At 36.2% G+C, this 15,242-nt stretch carries 15 protein-coding genes and 1 pseudogene; 10 read left to right on the top strand and 6 right to left on the bottom strand.

Going from position 1 to position 15,242, the window contains the following annotated elements; genetic code table 11:
* Nucleotides 1–29: 29 nt before the first annotated feature.
* A complete protein-coding gene (locus BELBA_RS12705; RefSeq protein ID WP_014773093.1) occupies nt 30–2,690 on the top strand; it encodes a ligand-binding sensor domain-containing protein in 2,661 nt (886 codons plus the stop codon).
* Nucleotides 2,691–2,693: 3 nt separating this feature from the next.
* Nucleotides 2,694–3,074: a response regulator gene (locus tag BELBA_RS12700; protein ID WP_014773092.1), complete on the top strand. Its 381-nt coding sequence runs from the start codon at nt 2,694–2,696 to the stop codon at nt 3,072–3,074.
* A 69-nt stretch (nt 3,075–3,143) separates the two neighbouring features.
* Here BELBA_RS12700 and BELBA_RS12695 read toward each other — a convergent pair.
* Nucleotides 3,144–4,324: pseudogene (locus BELBA_RS12695) on the bottom strand (IS4 family transposase).
* Between the two features lie 193 nt (nt 4,325–4,517).
* Here BELBA_RS12695 and BELBA_RS12690 point away from each other — a divergent pair.
* From BELBA_RS12690 to BELBA_RS12670, 5 genes are all read left to right on the top strand, one after another.
* Nucleotides 4,518–4,952: a response regulator gene (locus BELBA_RS12690; RefSeq protein ID WP_014773091.1), complete on the top strand. Its 435-nt coding sequence runs from the start codon at nt 4,518–4,520 to the stop codon at nt 4,950–4,952.
* An 85-nt stretch (nt 4,953–5,037) separates the two neighbouring features.
* Nucleotides 5,038–5,469, top strand: a complete 432-nt coding sequence (locus tag BELBA_RS12685; protein WP_014773090.1) for a response regulator — start codon at nt 5,038–5,040, stop codon at nt 5,467–5,469.
* A 173-nt stretch (nt 5,470–5,642) separates the two neighbouring features.
* Nucleotides 5,643–7,085, top strand: coding sequence for an IS66 family transposase (gene tnpC, locus BELBA_RS12680; protein WP_245531063.1), 1,443 nt, complete (start codon nt 5,643–5,645; stop codon nt 7,083–7,085).
* An 8-nt stretch (nt 7,086–7,093) separates the two neighbouring features.
* Nucleotides 7,094–8,080 (top strand): PAS domain S-box protein, encoded by a 987-nt coding sequence (locus BELBA_RS12675; protein WP_041779359.1) that lies wholly within the window; start codon nt 7,094–7,096, stop codon nt 8,078–8,080.
* The gene (locus BELBA_RS12670; RefSeq protein WP_014773088.1) at nt 8,077–8,481 is read left to right on the top strand and encodes a response regulator; all 405 of its coding nucleotides are present in this window, start codon (nt 8,077–8,079) and stop codon (nt 8,479–8,481) included. Before BELBA_RS12675 ends, BELBA_RS12670 begins: the two co-directional genes overlap by 4 nt.
* On the opposite strand, the gene BELBA_RS12665 is transcribed toward BELBA_RS12670, so the two are convergent.
* Together BELBA_RS12665 and BELBA_RS12660 are read right to left on the bottom strand one after the other, a co-directional pair.
* On the bottom strand, nt 8,478–8,825 hold the full coding sequence (locus tag BELBA_RS12665; protein WP_041779358.1) for a helix-turn-helix domain-containing protein: 348 nt from the start codon (nt 8,823–8,825) through the stop codon (nt 8,478–8,480). The genes BELBA_RS12670 and BELBA_RS12665 overlap by 4 nt on opposite strands.
* Nucleotides 8,826–8,928: 103 nt before the next feature.
* The gene (locus tag BELBA_RS12660) at nt 8,929–9,129 is read right to left on the bottom strand and encodes a hypothetical protein (protein WP_014773087.1); all 201 of its coding nucleotides are present in this window, start codon (nt 9,127–9,129) and stop codon (nt 8,929–8,931) included.
* A 279-nt stretch (nt 9,130–9,408) separates the two neighbouring features.
* Here BELBA_RS12660 and BELBA_RS12655 point away from each other — a divergent pair, with 279 nt between their 5' ends.
* The 3 genes from BELBA_RS12655 to BELBA_RS12645 are packed head-to-tail and all read left to right on the top strand — an operon-like array spanning nt 9,409 to nt 13,534.
* The gene (locus BELBA_RS12655) at nt 9,409–9,711 is read left to right on the top strand and encodes a hypothetical protein (RefSeq protein ID WP_014773086.1); all 303 of its coding nucleotides are present in this window, start codon (nt 9,409–9,411) and stop codon (nt 9,709–9,711) included.
* A gap of 48 nt (nt 9,712–9,759) precedes the next feature.
* The gene (locus tag BELBA_RS12650; protein ID WP_014773085.1) at nt 9,760–11,220 is read left to right on the top strand and encodes a proton-conducting transporter transmembrane domain-containing protein; all 1,461 of its coding nucleotides are present in this window, start codon (nt 9,760–9,762) and stop codon (nt 11,218–11,220) included.
* 4 nt (nt 11,221–11,224) lie between these two features.
* Nucleotides 11,225–13,534, top strand: coding sequence for a DUF2309 domain-containing protein (locus BELBA_RS12645; protein WP_014773084.1), 2,310 nt, complete (start codon nt 11,225–11,227; stop codon nt 13,532–13,534).
* A gap of 163 nt (nt 13,535–13,697) precedes the next feature.
* Here the strand turns inward: BELBA_RS12645 and BELBA_RS12640 are convergent, their stop codons facing one another.
* The 3 genes from BELBA_RS12640 to BELBA_RS20500 form a co-directional block, all read right to left on the bottom strand.
* On the bottom strand, nt 13,698–14,396 hold the full coding sequence (locus BELBA_RS12640; RefSeq protein WP_014773083.1) for a DUF2490 domain-containing protein: 699 nt from the start codon (nt 14,394–14,396) through the stop codon (nt 13,698–13,700).
* Nucleotides 14,397–14,399: 3 nt separating this feature from the next.
* Nucleotides 14,400–14,981, bottom strand: coding sequence for a hypothetical protein (locus tag BELBA_RS12635; protein ID WP_014773082.1), 582 nt, complete (start codon nt 14,979–14,981; stop codon nt 14,400–14,402).
* Nucleotides 14,982–15,121: 140 nt separating this feature from the next.
* On the bottom strand, nt 15,122–15,241 hold the full coding sequence (locus BELBA_RS20500) for a FeoB-associated Cys-rich membrane protein (RefSeq protein ID WP_083833704.1): 120 nt from the start codon (nt 15,239–15,241) through the stop codon (nt 15,122–15,124).
* Nucleotide 15,242: the final 1 nt, after the last annotated feature.

The raw sequence follows: 15,242 nt of genomic DNA, 5'->3' as shown, positions 1-15,242 counted from the left end.
ACCACATCACCGTAATTATCAAATCGAGAATGAACAGAAAAATCCTTTTCAAGACATTATTCTTGATTGCCTCTGTAATTAGTGTTTTAAAAAATAGTCCTTCTCTTGCTCAACAAATCGCTGTTGGCGCAAATGACCTACCCTATATTCCTGTTTTCTTCAACAATGACAATAGTCTTCCTCAAAATACAGTTTTTGATATTGAGAAAGATGACTTTGGCTTTTTGTGGATTGCAACGGAAGAAGGGATGGTTCGCTATGATGGGTCCACATTTTCACAGTTCAACAAAGATAAATACAAAGAGATCGTATCGAATATTTTTTATGATGTTCATAAAGTAGAAAACGAGGGAGTTTGGGCAGCAAGTGACAATAGCCTGGTTTTATTTAATAAGCGAATTTTGAAAGTCATAGATGCTAGAGAAGTCATACATGACAACGTAATCAGCTCAATCGCAAAAGACAAACAGGGAAGATTGTGGATTGGCACTTTGGGCGACCGCTTATATTATTTAGAAAATGATGAAATCAAAGTTTTTGAATCTTGGGAAATAGCCGAGGGGAGAAAAATCCAAGTCATAGATGTCGTAGGAGATAATTTGCTCATTGGCACAAATAAAGGTCTTTATCAATTCAACCTAATTTCTGAAAAAATCACTTTAGTCAATCAATCTGAAAACCTTGATATTCAGACCATTCTACCAAATGAAAATGAATACTTTATTGGGACTAAAAACAATGGAATTCATCACTTCAAAAACAATACATTAGCTCCAGACTCTTTTAATGAAAATTTTGATTTTCCTTTTGTAAACCATATTGCGCTGGATCAAAACAAGAATATCTGGGCAGGTATTTCTGAAGAAGGGCTCTACTTTTCAGAAAATGGAGAAATTCAAAAACTAGATATTGAAGGTTTAGATGAAAACTTAATTCGGATTATCTACATAGATCAAGATCATATTTGGTTAGGTACTACAGGCTTTGGGATGATACAGCTTAAACCTGCATCCATCCAAATGGTAAAAACAGATCAAGAAAAAATTGAAGGCTCAGTTTTTCCAATTTATCAACACACAAACAATCAAGTATTTGTAGGAACTGCAAGAAAGGGCTTTTATCAAATTATTAACAATGAAAGTAGGCTATTTGATGAATCAGATGGTTTGACAAATAATATCATAGCATCAATTACTGGCAGAGATCAGAAGATTTTTTTCGGTACTCATGAAGGGGTGAATAGCTTTGATTTGGAAACTAATACTATCAGTGCAGAAAAAAGCATCAACCAACAACTCAAAGGTAAAATTGTCAATACCCTATTTAAAGATTCAAATGATCAAGTTTGGATTCTCACTTCCAATGGCGGTGTCTATACAATGGATCAAGAAGAGCGGCTTACTCCAATAAAAATTCCTGAAAAATTCAGCCATACTGATTTGATTACAATATTAGAAGATTCAAAAAAGCGAATATGGCTAGGTTCATTTGCCACTGGAATGCTCAGCATAGAAAACTACAGGCTTGTAAAAGAATATCAACTTCCAATTGAAATAAAATCTAAGATAATTTTCGACATCTATGAAGACCCTGAAGGTGATTTATGGCTTGCGACAGAATCTGGTCTGATATCCTTTGATCATGATGATTTCACAGAGGTAAAACCTATCAACGGATTAAAATCTCAAGCAATTTATGCCATTCAAGATGATAACAAAGGGCATATTTGGCTGAGTAGCAATTCCGGCTTGACCAGTATTCCAATTGAAGACTTGGTACAATTCAAATCTTCGTCTGATCACTTTTTGATCCGTTCCAAATCATTCAATCGATCAAATGGAATGGCAAATAGTGAAACAAATGGAAATTGCTACCCTTCTTCTCAAATGCTTAATAATGGTGAACTTTGGTTTCCTACGATAAAGGGAATAGCCAAAGTAGATCCAGGTTTCATTACTCATCAAACTGATGCACCTCAGATAATTATAGAAGGGATATACATTGGGGATAGCTTTTTGGATACTCAATCCGACATCGAAATCCCCGCAGGTACTTTCAAATTTGAAATCAATTTCAATTCTATTGATTTTGAAGATCCTGAAAACACACAATATTACTATAGATTCAAAAATCAATCTACTTCTCTGATTTCACTTGGCAGAAGAAACCAAATCATTTTGACATCTATAGATCCAGGAACTTATACAGTAGAAATTCACGCTTACAAAGCTGGAAAATGGTCTGTACCTCAAGAAATAAATTTCAAAGTGAATGGTTTCTTTACAGAAAGCATTTACTTCAAGTTTTTAATTTTCACTTTCATCTTTTTGATGGGTGCCTTGACTATCATTTATTTTAAAAAATTCAAAGAGGGAAAAGAACTTGAACAAAAAGTAAAAAACCGAACTGCTGATTTAGAAAAATCTAGATTGGCCCTAGAAAATGCTTTAAAAGATATAGAGCTTCAAAATACCAAACTTAAGGAAATCACATGGTTACAATCCCATGTCGTAAGAGCGCCTCTGACAAGGGTGATGGGACTTGCACATTTACTGAAAAATCAAGAAAATTATAAGCATATTCACAAATCAAAATCTGAATTAATCACTGAATTGGAAGATGGATTATTGGAGATCGATGATATCATTAGAGAAATTCATTTGAAATCCGAAAAATTAGAAAATAACTAAAATATGAATTTTGAAATTTTGATTATAGACGATGACACAAGTGTATTGTATTACCATGAGATGATGGTAATAGAAAGTGGCCTTTCTCTTCATCCAAAATGTTTTAATAATCCAACGATTGCCTTAGAATACCTCAATTCAAATCAAGACAAAAGCACCGAATTTTTGATTTTCCTAGACCTCAATATGCCCAAAATGTCAGGATGGGAGTTCCTGGAACGCTTAAGAAAGCTTGATTTAGACATATTTTACAAAGTAGTCATAGTTACATCTTCCCTGAGTCAAAACGACAAAATCAAGTCACAAAATTATTCTGAAATTGAAGGTTTTTGGGAAAAACCACTTACAGTTGAGAATTGCCTTTCTTTTTTAGAAAAATTATAAAGTCAATGCTGTCCTAAATAATTTACAAGACAGATGTTTAGCTGTGTTTCTACAATTTCTATTGTGATTTTATCTGTAATCCGGAAATAGAACCCCCTGTTGGCTTTTTTGAGGAGGTTTTTCATGGTCTTCAAAGGGTTTGTCCAGCCACTTTTGCAGCTCTATTTTAACGAATATGTTCAGTCTGATAAATGCAACCAGATTGGACAGATGCCATCCGAATTTAGCGGTTGCCTTCATCACTTTTAGGAGCAGAATGGTGATCAGCGCGGTCCATATCTGGATCATCACGGCATTTTTCGATGTTCCGATAAAGGTTTTGATATGGAGTAACTGCTTGATGTCCCTGAAGAAGATCTCAATCTCCCATCGGCACCGGTAAAGATCACCGATTGTCTTTGCTGACCATTTGAAGTTATTGGTAATCAGTTCTACGGTCTGTTGGTTTTTTTCGTCCCATACAGCCACTCTTCTGAGTTTTCCGGGGTACTTCACTTTGGACTGCTGGTGGACCAGTTCAATTTCTTCGTCTATGAGTACTTCCTGTGCAGTATTTTCAGGGAGTTGACGTTCATTGATTGTGCTGAACTTAAGGTTATCCTTGTGCCTTATGACGAAAAAGACCCCCTTGCTGTCCCAAATGTTGAGCATCGGAAAGTCATTGTAATAGCGGTCAGCCACTATAACGGATCCTTTCTCCAAAGGAATATCATAAGCGCCCTTATGTCGGCCATACTTCCTTCTGTAATATTCACATAAACAGGGAGTTTCCCGTCATAGTCCAGAAGCGTATGCATCTTTACAGCACCCTTTTTGGTCCTGAAGGTTGCCCAGTCAAACATCGAAAGGCAAAGACTTACCACCGTGGAGTCGAGCAGATAGACGGGAGCCTTGATCCGTAATTTTACCCTGCTCAGGGACGCCTGCTGTCCTAAATGCTTCAGAAGTCCGTAATACAGCTCCTTGAACAGGTCAGAGTCCCTGCGCTTGTTCTGATAACTGATACTGGACTTGGATGGTGCCTTGGCAATCCCCAGATGGTTTAGGTTCCCCGTGGCCGAACGCAGGCCGTTTGAAATATCCCTTACAGAAGTACTCTTGGCAAAATGACAGAAAAGCATGGACACCAAATGCGTCCAGCTGTCAAAGCCTTTGCAGGCCTTGTCTGTTTGCTTCTCTTCAACCAGTTTCTTGAAAATTGAACGTTCGATTTTTTTAATAATCTGAGAAAACAATGTAATATTACTCATGGGAGGTCTATGTTTTTTGGTGCAATCCCAAAATAGCTATTTTGGGCAAAAAACCAGACCTCTCATATCTTATTTAGGACGGTATTGATAAAGTAAAATTTTCTCTTGTCTATCTTTGATCCTTAAACTTTTTACTATATTGAGTGCATTATTTTGCGAATAATTACCTAAGCTTAGTAATTAATTACACTTTATGAAAAATGTGCACATTCTCCTTGTTGAAGATAATGAAGGGGACATTCTCTTGACTTTAGAAGCTTTGGAAGAAGCAAAGATGAAAAATACAATCAGTGTCGTAAAGGATGGAGAAAAAGCTATCCAATACGTAGAGAAATTGGAAGAATATAAAGATGCAATCTATCCTGATTTGATCATTTTAGATGTAAATCTTCCCAAACTCAATGGTCATGAAGTGCTCCAATACTTGAAAAATAAAGATGAACACATGCATATTCCTGTAATTATGCTCACTACTTCTTCATCTCCTAGAGACATCAATGAGCCTTACAAAAACCACGTCAACTGCTTTATAACCAAACCAATAGACGTAGAAGATTTCATTCAAGCAGTGCTAAGTATAGAAAATTTTTGGATTAATCTGGTAAAACTTCCTTTAGTCAGGGAATAAGCTTTGCATATTGACTGTAGAATTGCGTAATTATAACCTTGTAAAATAAATAAAAGACTAAATAACAATTTGTAAGTCAAGTAATATGAGGAAAATACAAATCCTATTAGTTGAGGATAATGAAGGTGACATATTGTTGATTACAGAGGCGCTTGAAGAGGGGAAAATCTTGCATGATTTACAAGTTTCAAAAGATGGTCATCAGGCCATTTCACTTCTAACAAAAAAAGGTGAATATAAACATGTAGCTACTCCAGATATAATTTTCTTGGATATCAACCTTCCAAAAAAGAATGGACACGAGGTACTTAAATATATTAAAAATGATCCAAATTTAAAGCAAATACCAGTAATCATGCTCACGACTTCCTCTACTCCCAAGGATGTTCTTGAAGCTTATAGAGCACATGCCAATTGCTACATCACCAAGCCAGTTGGCGGATCTGATTTTCTTTCAATAATTTCTCAAATTGAGGAATTTTGGTTTTCCATTGTAAAACTACCAACCACAACCTAGAGTACTATGACTGAAATTGACTCTGAAAAAAGAATTTGTAACTACTCAGGTACATTATTTACTGACCGATATTCAAGTATTTGGAGTCTTGTTGCCCTCTGTGGTGTATTGATGCGTATTTGTATGTGAATGTACGAAAATCAGCTTTAAAGTTGGTTTATCCACATTTTTTTGTGGGGAAAAACAGCGTGGATTATTGGTATTCATGGGATTATGTGCTGATATTCAGGAAACATTTCTATAGTATATTGGACCACAGGGATACGCTTATTCAGGAACTGATCAAGATGAACCTCCAGCTTATGGAGCAGGTCAAGTCTTTAAAATCTAGGGTATCCGATTTGGAAAATGAGCTTGCCCGTTACCGTAATCCAAAAAACAGCCGCAACAGCTCGGTTCCCCCTTCAAAAGACGAGAACCGCCCCAAAAAAAATCAGAGTCTCCGTCAGGATACAGGGCGCAAAACCGGCGGTCAGCCTGGACACAAAGGCCATACCCTTGAAATGACATCCTCCCCGGACATAATAGAAAACCACATCCCTTTATTCTGTACCTGCTGTGGTGGTGATCTGTCGGCGGTTCCAGCAGAACTGTCCTCCAAAAGACAGGTCCTGGATCTTCCTGTGATTAAAGTGGTATGTACCGAGCATAGAATCTTTTCCAAAAACTGTTCCTGTGGAGAAAAGATCAGTGGGTCATTCCCTGACAATATCAATGCCCCCATACAGTACGGGAGCGGTGTTGAAACCATTGTCGGTTATCTGCATGCCAGACAGTATGTTCCCTATAGAAGGATGAAAGAACTTCTCAGGGACTGCTTCGGTATTAATCTCAGCGAGGGGAGTATCGATAACATTATCGGTAGGTTTGCCCGCAAGTCTGCACCAATATATGCAAAGATAAAGACGGCAGTCTCTAAAAGTCCTGTGATAGGAGCTGACGAGACTGGGGCTAAAGTGGATGGAAACAAACAGTGGGTCTGGACTTATCAGACCGAGGAACTCACCCTGTTAGCTATATCTGAATCACGTGGACTTAAGGCGATGAATACACATTTTCCCGATGGGTTCGGAAAGGCAGTATTGTGCCACGATGCATGGAGGGCATACTTCAACTATTCGGAAAACCTGCACCAGCTCTGTTGTGCACATCTGCTTAGGGAGCTCAACTACATTGTTGAACGCTATAAATCTAAATGGGCTGACAGCCTTAGGGCCCTGTTCAGGGAAGCTATCTCACTGAAGAGAAAACTCAAAAAACTACCAGATCCAGAGAATAGCAGGAGTATTGCTTCCATTGAAGAGAAGATGGATAACCTACTCGCCCAACCTGTAGAGTCAAAACATAAAGAAGCAGTATCCCTACAAAAAAGACTCCTGAAATACAGAAAGTCACTTTTTACTTTTCTCTATCACCAAAAAGTACCACCGGATAACAATGCCTCTGAAAGAGCCATACGCAACATCAAGGTGAAACAAAAAATATCAGGACAGTTCAAATCCAACAATGGAGCTGAAAACTTCTGTGTTATAAGATCCGTCGTGGATACCCTGATCAAACGTTCGGGAAATATCTTAGAAAATCTAAATCATATAGCTAATTTACAACCTGAGTAGTTACAAGAATTTTAATTATTGAGGATAACATGGGGGACTTCCTTTTGATATCCGAATATTTAGCAGAACAATTCAACAACTTGGAAATAGAGCATGTAACTACATGCAAGCAGTCTTTGACCAAGGACCCACATGAATATGACGTTATTCTTTTGGATCTAAGTTTACCTGATAAAAGTGGCGAAGATCTAGTCTATGAAATCATCAAGTTTGCTGAAAACATCCCAGTAATCGTTCTTACAGGCTATTCTGATAAAAAATTCGCAATAAAATCTATCGGACTTGGAACTGCAGATTATCTTCTCAAAGACGAGCTTAACCCAGATATTCTCCAAAAAAGCATAACTTATTCGATAGAACGTAAGAAGGTCTTTAATCAATTGGAAGATTCAGAAAAGCGATATAGAGAGCTTTTCCAGCTCAGCCCGCTCCCTATGTATGTGTTTGATAAATCTTCCTTTCGATTTTTAGATGTCAACAAAGCAGCAATCTCGCATTATGGTTATTCCAAAGAGGAATTTCTTTCCATGACTGTTTTCGATATCCGCCCAGTAGATGAAATCGAGAGAGCAAAAGATATCATCCAAAATGAAGAAAATACTGGCATGAAAACGCCAGGAGTGTTTAAACATTTCAAAAAAAATGGGGAACAGATAGATGTAGAGATAAGTTATAATGAAATAGACTTTGAAGACAAAAGAGCCTTATTAGTCTTAGCTAATGACGTGACGCTAAAATTCCAACATATAGCTGCTATTGAAAAGCAAAACGAAAAACTTAAAGAAATTGCTTGGATTCAGTCCCACGTCGTCAGAGCTCCACTTGCCAGATTAATGGGTTTAGTCAATCTGATTTCTATGACTGAAGATAGCGATCCTGAAATAGATAAAAATGAATTGTTGCAACATATTCTAAATTCTACAGAAGAACTAGACAAGATCATTCGCGATATTACCAACAAAACAGAACAAATAAACATAGATAAAATTCAATGAGATACGAAGTCATAATTGTTGATGATGAAGATATTATCATCAAACTCGTTCGACATCTGATAATAAAAAGTGATCTACATCAGGATCCAAAAGGATTCTTGAGTGGTCAAGATGCTTTAGAACATTTGAGTTTACTCAATGAAACTGCTCTCCCTCAAATCATACTTTTAGATATCAATATGCCTGATTTAGATGGTTGGGACTTCTTGGATTTCTTGATGAAATCTGATCTTAAAAAGAATATTTATGTAGTGATCATCACCTCATCGATAAACAAATCTGACAAAATAAAGGCAGAAACTTATGATATCGTAGCAGGACACATTGAAAAACCTGTAAGCATGAAAAATATGGAAGAAATAAAAAATTTGAAAAGCCTTGAATCTTTATTTCACAATTAAAGGCGCTTAATGTATTCTTCTGGACTCATTCCAGTCTGTGTTTTGAATGCCTTAAAAAAGGTTATTCTAGAACTGTAACCTACTGCCAAAGCATAATCTTGAACAAGCCAATTAGCCTTATGCTTACTCATCAATTCTTGTGCTTTATGAATTCTAAATTGATTCAAAAACCCTCTAAAGCCAAGATCAAAAGCTTCTTGGACTAAGCCCGATAAGGTACGAGGGCTTACTCCTATGATTTTACTAAAAGTGTATAAATCTAAATTAGTTTTTTTATAGGTATCGTTCTCTTCCAGAAATCGGAGCATTTCTTGACCTTGAATTCTATTAATTATTGAAGTCATTCTACTTTAATTTTAACCCTAACCCGTAATTATTTTCATAAAGTTGTATCAAATAAACCTGCCAGATTTGAAATCTGGCAGGTTTATATTTTCTGATTACTTATTACCAAATCAACACTTCCTTCTTATCTTCTCTAATATTCTTCTTGAAAAGTGGAATCACCGCCAGAAATTCATGGGTAGTGTTTGGAAGCAAGTAGGACTTGTTCTTCGGCAACTCATACACATAACCAATTCGCATCATCGGAAGTATTACTGGGTATAATTTGGATTGTTTGGTAAATAAATAAGTCGAAAATTTCATCGCACTATGCAATTTAGTATTAAATCAGCGAAAAAAGGATGAATTAGATGGAAATTCTATGCTTTTATGTGGCAAAATTATCAACACCAATCTTATAGGTGAAGATTATCCCCTGATCATCAGTCTAATATTTAAATCCCGCAGGCATTCCAATCTATCTGATTGTTGAAGATTTTTCCTATCATAAATATTAATTATGATAAACATTATAAATATAAATAAAAACTAATGATCATAATTTATTTGTTTTGCCTGATAAATCAAACATAATTATCGAAAATGGAAACAAAAGAAGAAGTTTTGGTCAAAGAAAAACTGGTAAAATTAGTTGATGGAGAGTTTACTCCCGACCAAGCTATGGAAATTCTAAGAGCGCTGATAGATCAAAAAATCAACTATCACAAAATTGAAAATCAACAAAATTGGGAAAGAAATCATAACATAGATTCCGAACCTTTCTTCAAAAGAATCCAAGAACTCGAAGAAGAAAAAAAGAATATCTATCAGTACATCTCTAATCTTAAAAAAGAAGGGAAATCGATAGAAATAAAAGGTGTTTTAACTGTTAAGCCAGTGATTTGAATTTAAAGATGCACTAAGTCATAGATCGAAAAACTTTAAACATCAAATATGGAAAGTTATCCAATATCCTCGCTTGGAAATCAAACTCAAAAATCAAATATCAAACCTATTTTACCTAGCATATTCGCTTCAATTTATTGGTTCTTACTCTTGGCGAATATTTCTGCTTTAATTTATTACCACACATATTCTCCAAGTTGGACAGGCTTAGGAATATTTAGAATATCAGGACTTACACTCCTTATTTGGACTACCGTTCTTTTTTTTAGCTCAATAGTTGGTACTTACTCAAAAAATTACCTCACAGGTTTTAAGTACCAAAATCGTTTTTCTCTTCTAAGCTTTGGATTTACTTTTTCTGTCTTACTTTTCGTCCTTTCTAATCACATCTTACCTTTATTGCTCTCTTGGTTTGCCATGGGAATTTTCATGGCTAAATTGATTGGTGTCAATCAAGATTGGCAAGAAGCAAAGGAAGCTGAGAAATTTTCGCTTCGCTATTTTTTCTTTGGATCCCTGCTTTTAACTGTAGGTGTTCTCATACTAAGTTTCCAAAACAATCAGTTTACCTTATCGGGACTTACAAACGCTTACGAGAACAACACTTCGTTTTTAATCCTTCCATCAATTCTTATCATCCTAGCTGCTTTAGTCCAATCAGCCATCTACCCTTTTCACAAATGGCTACTTTCTGCCATGACATCCCCTACCCCTGCATCAGCCTTGATGCACGCTGGCTTTGTAAATGGCTCTGGCATTTTATTGACTCTATTTGCACCATTGCTTATCGCTTCGAATTCACTTTGGGTATTATTTGTCATTGGAGGAATCACAGCAATCGTGGCACAATTTCAAAAATTGATTCAAGTGAATGTCAAACATAAACTCGCTTGCTCAACGATCGCTCAAATGGGATTTATGATCATGCAATGTGGATTAGGTTTTTTCAATGCTGCAATCGCACACTTAATTTTACATGGTTTTTATAAGGCTTACCTTTTCCTCTCCTCTGGAGAACAAGTCATACAAAGTTCCCCCGTAGCATCTCCAAAAATAAAAATCACTTTTATTCAAGCTCTTGCAGTGGGCATATTCGGTGTCTTGGGAGCCTTTTTGTTTGCCTACCTTACTGGCAAAACCAATTATTCAGACAGCAGCATCTTCTTGACGCTAATTGTAGCCATCACTGTGGGTCAGGCTACCTACAATATTGTCAAAGAAAAAACACTGACTTACCTAGAAAAAATAGGCATTTCCGCTGTTCTATTCTTATTAGGAATAAGTACCTACGCCATGTTTTTCAATGGAATCACCTACTTATTGGCTGATGTTCCCATGATTCAAGTTAAGCAGCCTCTTGATGCACTTCAGATCGGCTTTGGACTTATTTTTCTCTTAGGATTTTTTATCATGAAGCTAGGAGTATATAGAAAATCAGCTTGGCTTTATGTGATGTTCATGAATTTATCTCAGCCATACAAAAAAACAGTTCATTATTACAAAAAGTAAAATTATGCAACAAGAAAGAATTTTACAGAAAATTGAATTGGCCTCAAAAAGCCTGGGGAAAACATGGCCCCTCTATTCATTTGTAACTTCCAATCCACTCACCGGATTTGAAAATAAACACTTCAAACAAGCAGCTTTAGAAGCAGAGCAGCTTATGGGTGGACACCTCTTTCCAGACTCCTCAAGCTACAACAAGGCTTTGCAGTCTGGGAAAATAGACCCTGAAGAGTTAAAAAACTTATTTGATGAAAAAGGAATCAACTTTTCCATAGAAGAGAGCCTGAGTCAAATGAACCCTCAAATAAACACCTCCAAAAACTCCACCCATCTACTAGACAGCTACATCATCAAATGGCTGATGACTTTCATGGATGAAGGTCTAGCAGAATGGAGTATGCCGGATAGAGAATTGGGAATTTACAAAGCTTGGAAAGCATTGGTGAAATATGACAAGGATATCACCATCAACTTCCCAAATAAGCTTCCTGAGAATAGCTTAGACTTATTAAAGGATTTACTTGAAGATTTTTCTGAGGAAGATCAAATTGAGGTAATCAAACAGCATTTAGCGGCATTGCCGGGTTGGACAGGATATATCAAGTATAGACTCGAAACAAATTCTCAGTGGCAGCAAAAATTTCCAATTACTATCGAAGATTATCTTGCAGTAAGACTGTGTGCAGCTAAAAATCTAAATATCAACCTGCTTCAAATCAATAAAAAAGCAAGCATCGACAATCACGATAGAGAACTAGAATATTTATGGTTGAAAGCTTGGGAAAAAACTTGGCAAAAAAACATGGCCAAAAACTTAGACAAAAAGCTACAATCAGATCAAAACCCAAACCATCCAGATCAAAAAAACTATTCTCCTGAGGCTCAATTCGTATTTTGCATTGATACCAGATCGGAATTGATCAGACGTCATGTTGAAGCATGTGGCAACTATGAAACTTTTGGATATGCGGGATTTTTTGGAATTGCGATGGACTATGAAAACCTTAGCGATGGAATTGTCAAAAAATCTTGCCCACCAATTTTAGCTTCTTCATACAAAGTATCAGAACTGCCAAAAGAAAAAAATAAACATGAACTCAATAAATTTCTCCAACGAAATGAAAAGAAAAACTTCACTCATTACTTTTTGAAAAGAATGAAGCACATGCTTCCTTCTGCCTTTGGATACGTAGAAGGATCAGGAATTTTCTATGGAGCTTCACTCTTGAGCAGGACGATAATCCCAAACAAACTTTATAATTCAAAAAAGAAAGAAAAACTGTCTTTTGAGAATTCCTGTAATCCGCATTTAACTACCATATCAGATACAAATCTTTCTGCAAAAATCAACTTAGAAGAAAAGGTATCAATTGTAAAATCAGCCTTTGACTTGATGGGTTGGAAAACTTTCTCTCCAATCATTCTATTTGTTGGGCACGGAAGCCACACTGCCAATAATGCATTTGCTTCAAGCTTAGATTGTGGTGCTTGTGCAGCTAGTCCAGGCAGACACAATGCAAGAATGCTTGCGCTACTTGCTAACCAACCTGATGTAAGACTGGAACTGAAAAAATTGAATATTCATATCCCAGAAACAAGCTTTTTCATGGGAGCTGAACACAATACCACCACAGATGAAATAGTCATATTCGACTCAGAATTACCTGATTCGCACAAAGAACAATTCTTACAGCTCAAAGAAAACCTCTTTAAAGCTCAAGTTTCAGCAACGGCTGAGCGCTTGAACACCTCGAAAAATAGCATTCAAGCAGCAGAGAAGAAATCAAACAATTGGTCAGAAACAAGACCGGAATGGGGCCTTGCAAAAAATGCTGGATTTATCGTCGGTCCTAGAGCTTTGACCAAATCACTAAATCTACATGGAAATTGTTTTCTGCATTCTTACAATTGGGAATTGGACACCGACGGCAATGCCTTAGCTGCCATTATGCAAGGACCTATGGTAGTCACCCAATGGATCAATAATCATTATTACTTCGCAACAGTGGACAATGAAAATTATGGCGGAGGTTCCAAAATCACCCACAACGTCACAGGTAGATTTGGTGTGATGCAAGGGAATGGAGGCGACCTCAAACGTGGTTTACCACTACAATCTGTAAATGAATCCGACCAACAATATTATCATCAACCCCTGAGATTATCTGTCTATATCCATGCCCCAATAGCAAGAGTTACCGAGATTTTAGAAAAATATAATCACCTAAAATCCTTGATTACCAACGAATGGATTTACTTGATGGTAATAGACCCTCAAGATTCAAATAAAATCAAAGCTTATGCCGATGGGAAGTAATGGAAAACCAATGAACTAGAATTAGCTGAAGTCTATGCTTCAAGTTCAAGCGATTTGTAAAATTCTAAACCAACCTATTGAAAACTCTATCAAAATTTTTAAAAACCACCAACAACAAAAGGCTGTCTCAAAATTTGAAACAGCCTTCTTTTTTTGAAATCTCTTACAAGGAAAGGTAAACTCCAAACTTTAACCAAAGCCTACTCCTAAACCTATTTTCCACCAAGTAATCATCTGTTCTGTAATCCAAACCAACTTCATACTTGGTCTTATCACTTACAAAAAAACCCAAAGAGGCTACAAAACGATTTTCTATATCATCTTCAGAATCTTGATTCATATAGATAACTTCATTCGATAAGGTCAAATATTGCTCTCCAGGATCCAACTCCCTCCCCTGTAATGGCATTTGCAAAGCATATCTATACCTTATCCTTAGCAAAAGATCTTCGGTATCAAAAAAAGTCTGATCCGCTCTAATCCTATGTCCAATTCTAAAAAAATTACTGCGTTGAAGAATAGCAACTTGCTGAATTGTCCGATGGGTGTTTTCACCCTTTTCAATCCTATATTGATAGCCAATATCTACCTTTACAAAAGGATTTATCCTCATGCCTATAAAAGTCTGCAAATCAGTTAATGTATGCGCATATTCTAATTCTCTGTTGAGCCTTTGTGCATCAAACATACCATGCTGAGATTCCACTTTATGGGTTACATAATAATCCTTGTTGAGCTTATAGCTGAGTTGAGCTTCAGGAAATAAGCCAGAGGTAAATAAATGTCTATTTTGCCCAAAAGCAGCACTCGAAAATAAACAAGCAAATATAAAAACAGAAAGAATGTAAGACTTTGTCATCATGCACTAAAAATCTAAGATATCAGTAGAATTAAGTTCTATAACCCTTTTTTTAAGCATCTTGCCTAATCGATCAAAGTGTCCTTCCCACATTTTGTTCTCCCCTTTTTCCCTCCCAAAATACTCTACTTCATACTGCAATATCAATTGCTCAGCAACCTCATTCTCATCAATCAAGTCTTCCAAATCATCACTTTCACCAGTATACTGAATCTGAATTCTATCAATTTTATACCTTTGATAGTTGGCTGTAAAATACTGAACCATATTTTCATATACATCCTCAGGCAATTCTTTGATAGTAATCAAAATTTCAATATTTAATATTTCCCCGCTTGGTAAAAACTCCACACTATGCCACTTCTTTTTCCATTTGAGCTTTGCTTCGTAAACTTCTTTTTCCCCATCTGTCTGAAAATACCACTTCACTCTACTTTTACCCTCATATGCATCCTTTAGCCATAATCTAGCTTCCTCAGGTACATCTGCTGCCTTTACACTTTTCTCTACCTCTCTTTTTTGGGCATAAGTGATAGAACTAGTGATCAATAAAAAAAATAATAGGAAGAGTTTGAATTTTTTAGACATAATCAATTTTTGAATGTATGCAGTTACAAATATATCGAATTTATCTACTACATTTTTTTTGAGATTGGGGTATCTTACTGTTGAAACCTTGACATTTCGAAAGGTTCGATCATTTACTTATTCAAACAAGAAATATCAAATCAACAATGGTCACAACCGCATCCATTTTTTCCTTTTGGTTTTTTTTGAAGGAAGGTCTTATAAAAGGTAAACCCTAGAACAGATGCAAATAAGATAAATACAATTATTTCCTGAATCATC

Source organism: Belliella baltica DSM 15883, assembly GCF_000265405.1.
GTDB classification, from domain to species: domain Bacteria; phylum Bacteroidota; class Bacteroidia; order Cytophagales; family Cyclobacteriaceae; genus Belliella; species Belliella baltica.
The sequence above is the reverse complement of the archived record's forward strand: the minus strand, read 5'-3'. Positions and strand labels throughout refer to the sequence as shown.

Bases quoted from the DNA above. Each gene is read 5' to 3' on its own strand.
- BELBA_RS12705 (WP_014773093.1), top strand. From the start codon at position 30: ATGAACAGAAAAATCCTTTTCAAGACATTATTCTTGATTGCCTCTGTA.
- BELBA_RS12700 (WP_014773092.1), top strand. From the start codon at position 2,694: ATGAATTTTGAAATTTTGATTATAGACGATGACACAAGTGTATTGTAT.
- BELBA_RS12690 (WP_014773091.1), top strand. From the start codon at position 4,518: ATGAAAAATGTGCACATTCTCCTTGTTGAAGATAATGAAGGGGACATT.
- BELBA_RS12685 (WP_014773090.1), top strand. From the start codon at position 5,038: ATGAGGAAAATACAAATCCTATTAGTTGAGGATAATGAAGGTGACATA.
- BELBA_RS12670 (WP_014773088.1), top strand. From the start codon at position 8,077: ATGAGATACGAAGTCATAATTGTTGATGATGAAGATATTATCATCAAA.
- BELBA_RS12665 (WP_041779358.1), bottom strand. From the start codon at position 8,825: ATGACTTCAATAATTAATAGAATTCAAGGTCAAGAAATGCTCCGATTT.
- BELBA_RS12660 (WP_014773087.1), bottom strand. From the start codon at position 9,129: ATGAAATTTTCGACTTATTTATTTACCAAACAATCCAAATTATACCCA.
- BELBA_RS12655 (WP_014773086.1), top strand. From the start codon at position 9,409: ATGGAAACAAAAGAAGAAGTTTTGGTCAAAGAAAAACTGGTAAAATTA.
- BELBA_RS12650 (WP_014773085.1), top strand. From the start codon at position 9,760: ATGGAAAGTTATCCAATATCCTCGCTTGGAAATCAAACTCAAAAATCA.
- BELBA_RS12645 (WP_014773084.1), top strand. From the start codon at position 11,225: ATGCAACAAGAAAGAATTTTACAGAAAATTGAATTGGCCTCAAAAAGC.
- BELBA_RS12640 (WP_014773083.1), bottom strand. From the start codon at position 14,396: ATGATGACAAAGTCTTACATTCTTTCTGTTTTTATATTTGCTTGTTTA.
- BELBA_RS12635 (WP_014773082.1), bottom strand. From the start codon at position 14,981: ATGTCTAAAAAATTCAAACTCTTCCTATTATTTTTTTTATTGATCACT.
- BELBA_RS20500 (WP_083833704.1), bottom strand. From the start codon at position 15,241: ATGATTCAGGAAATAATTGTATTTATCTTATTTGCATCTGTTCTAGGG.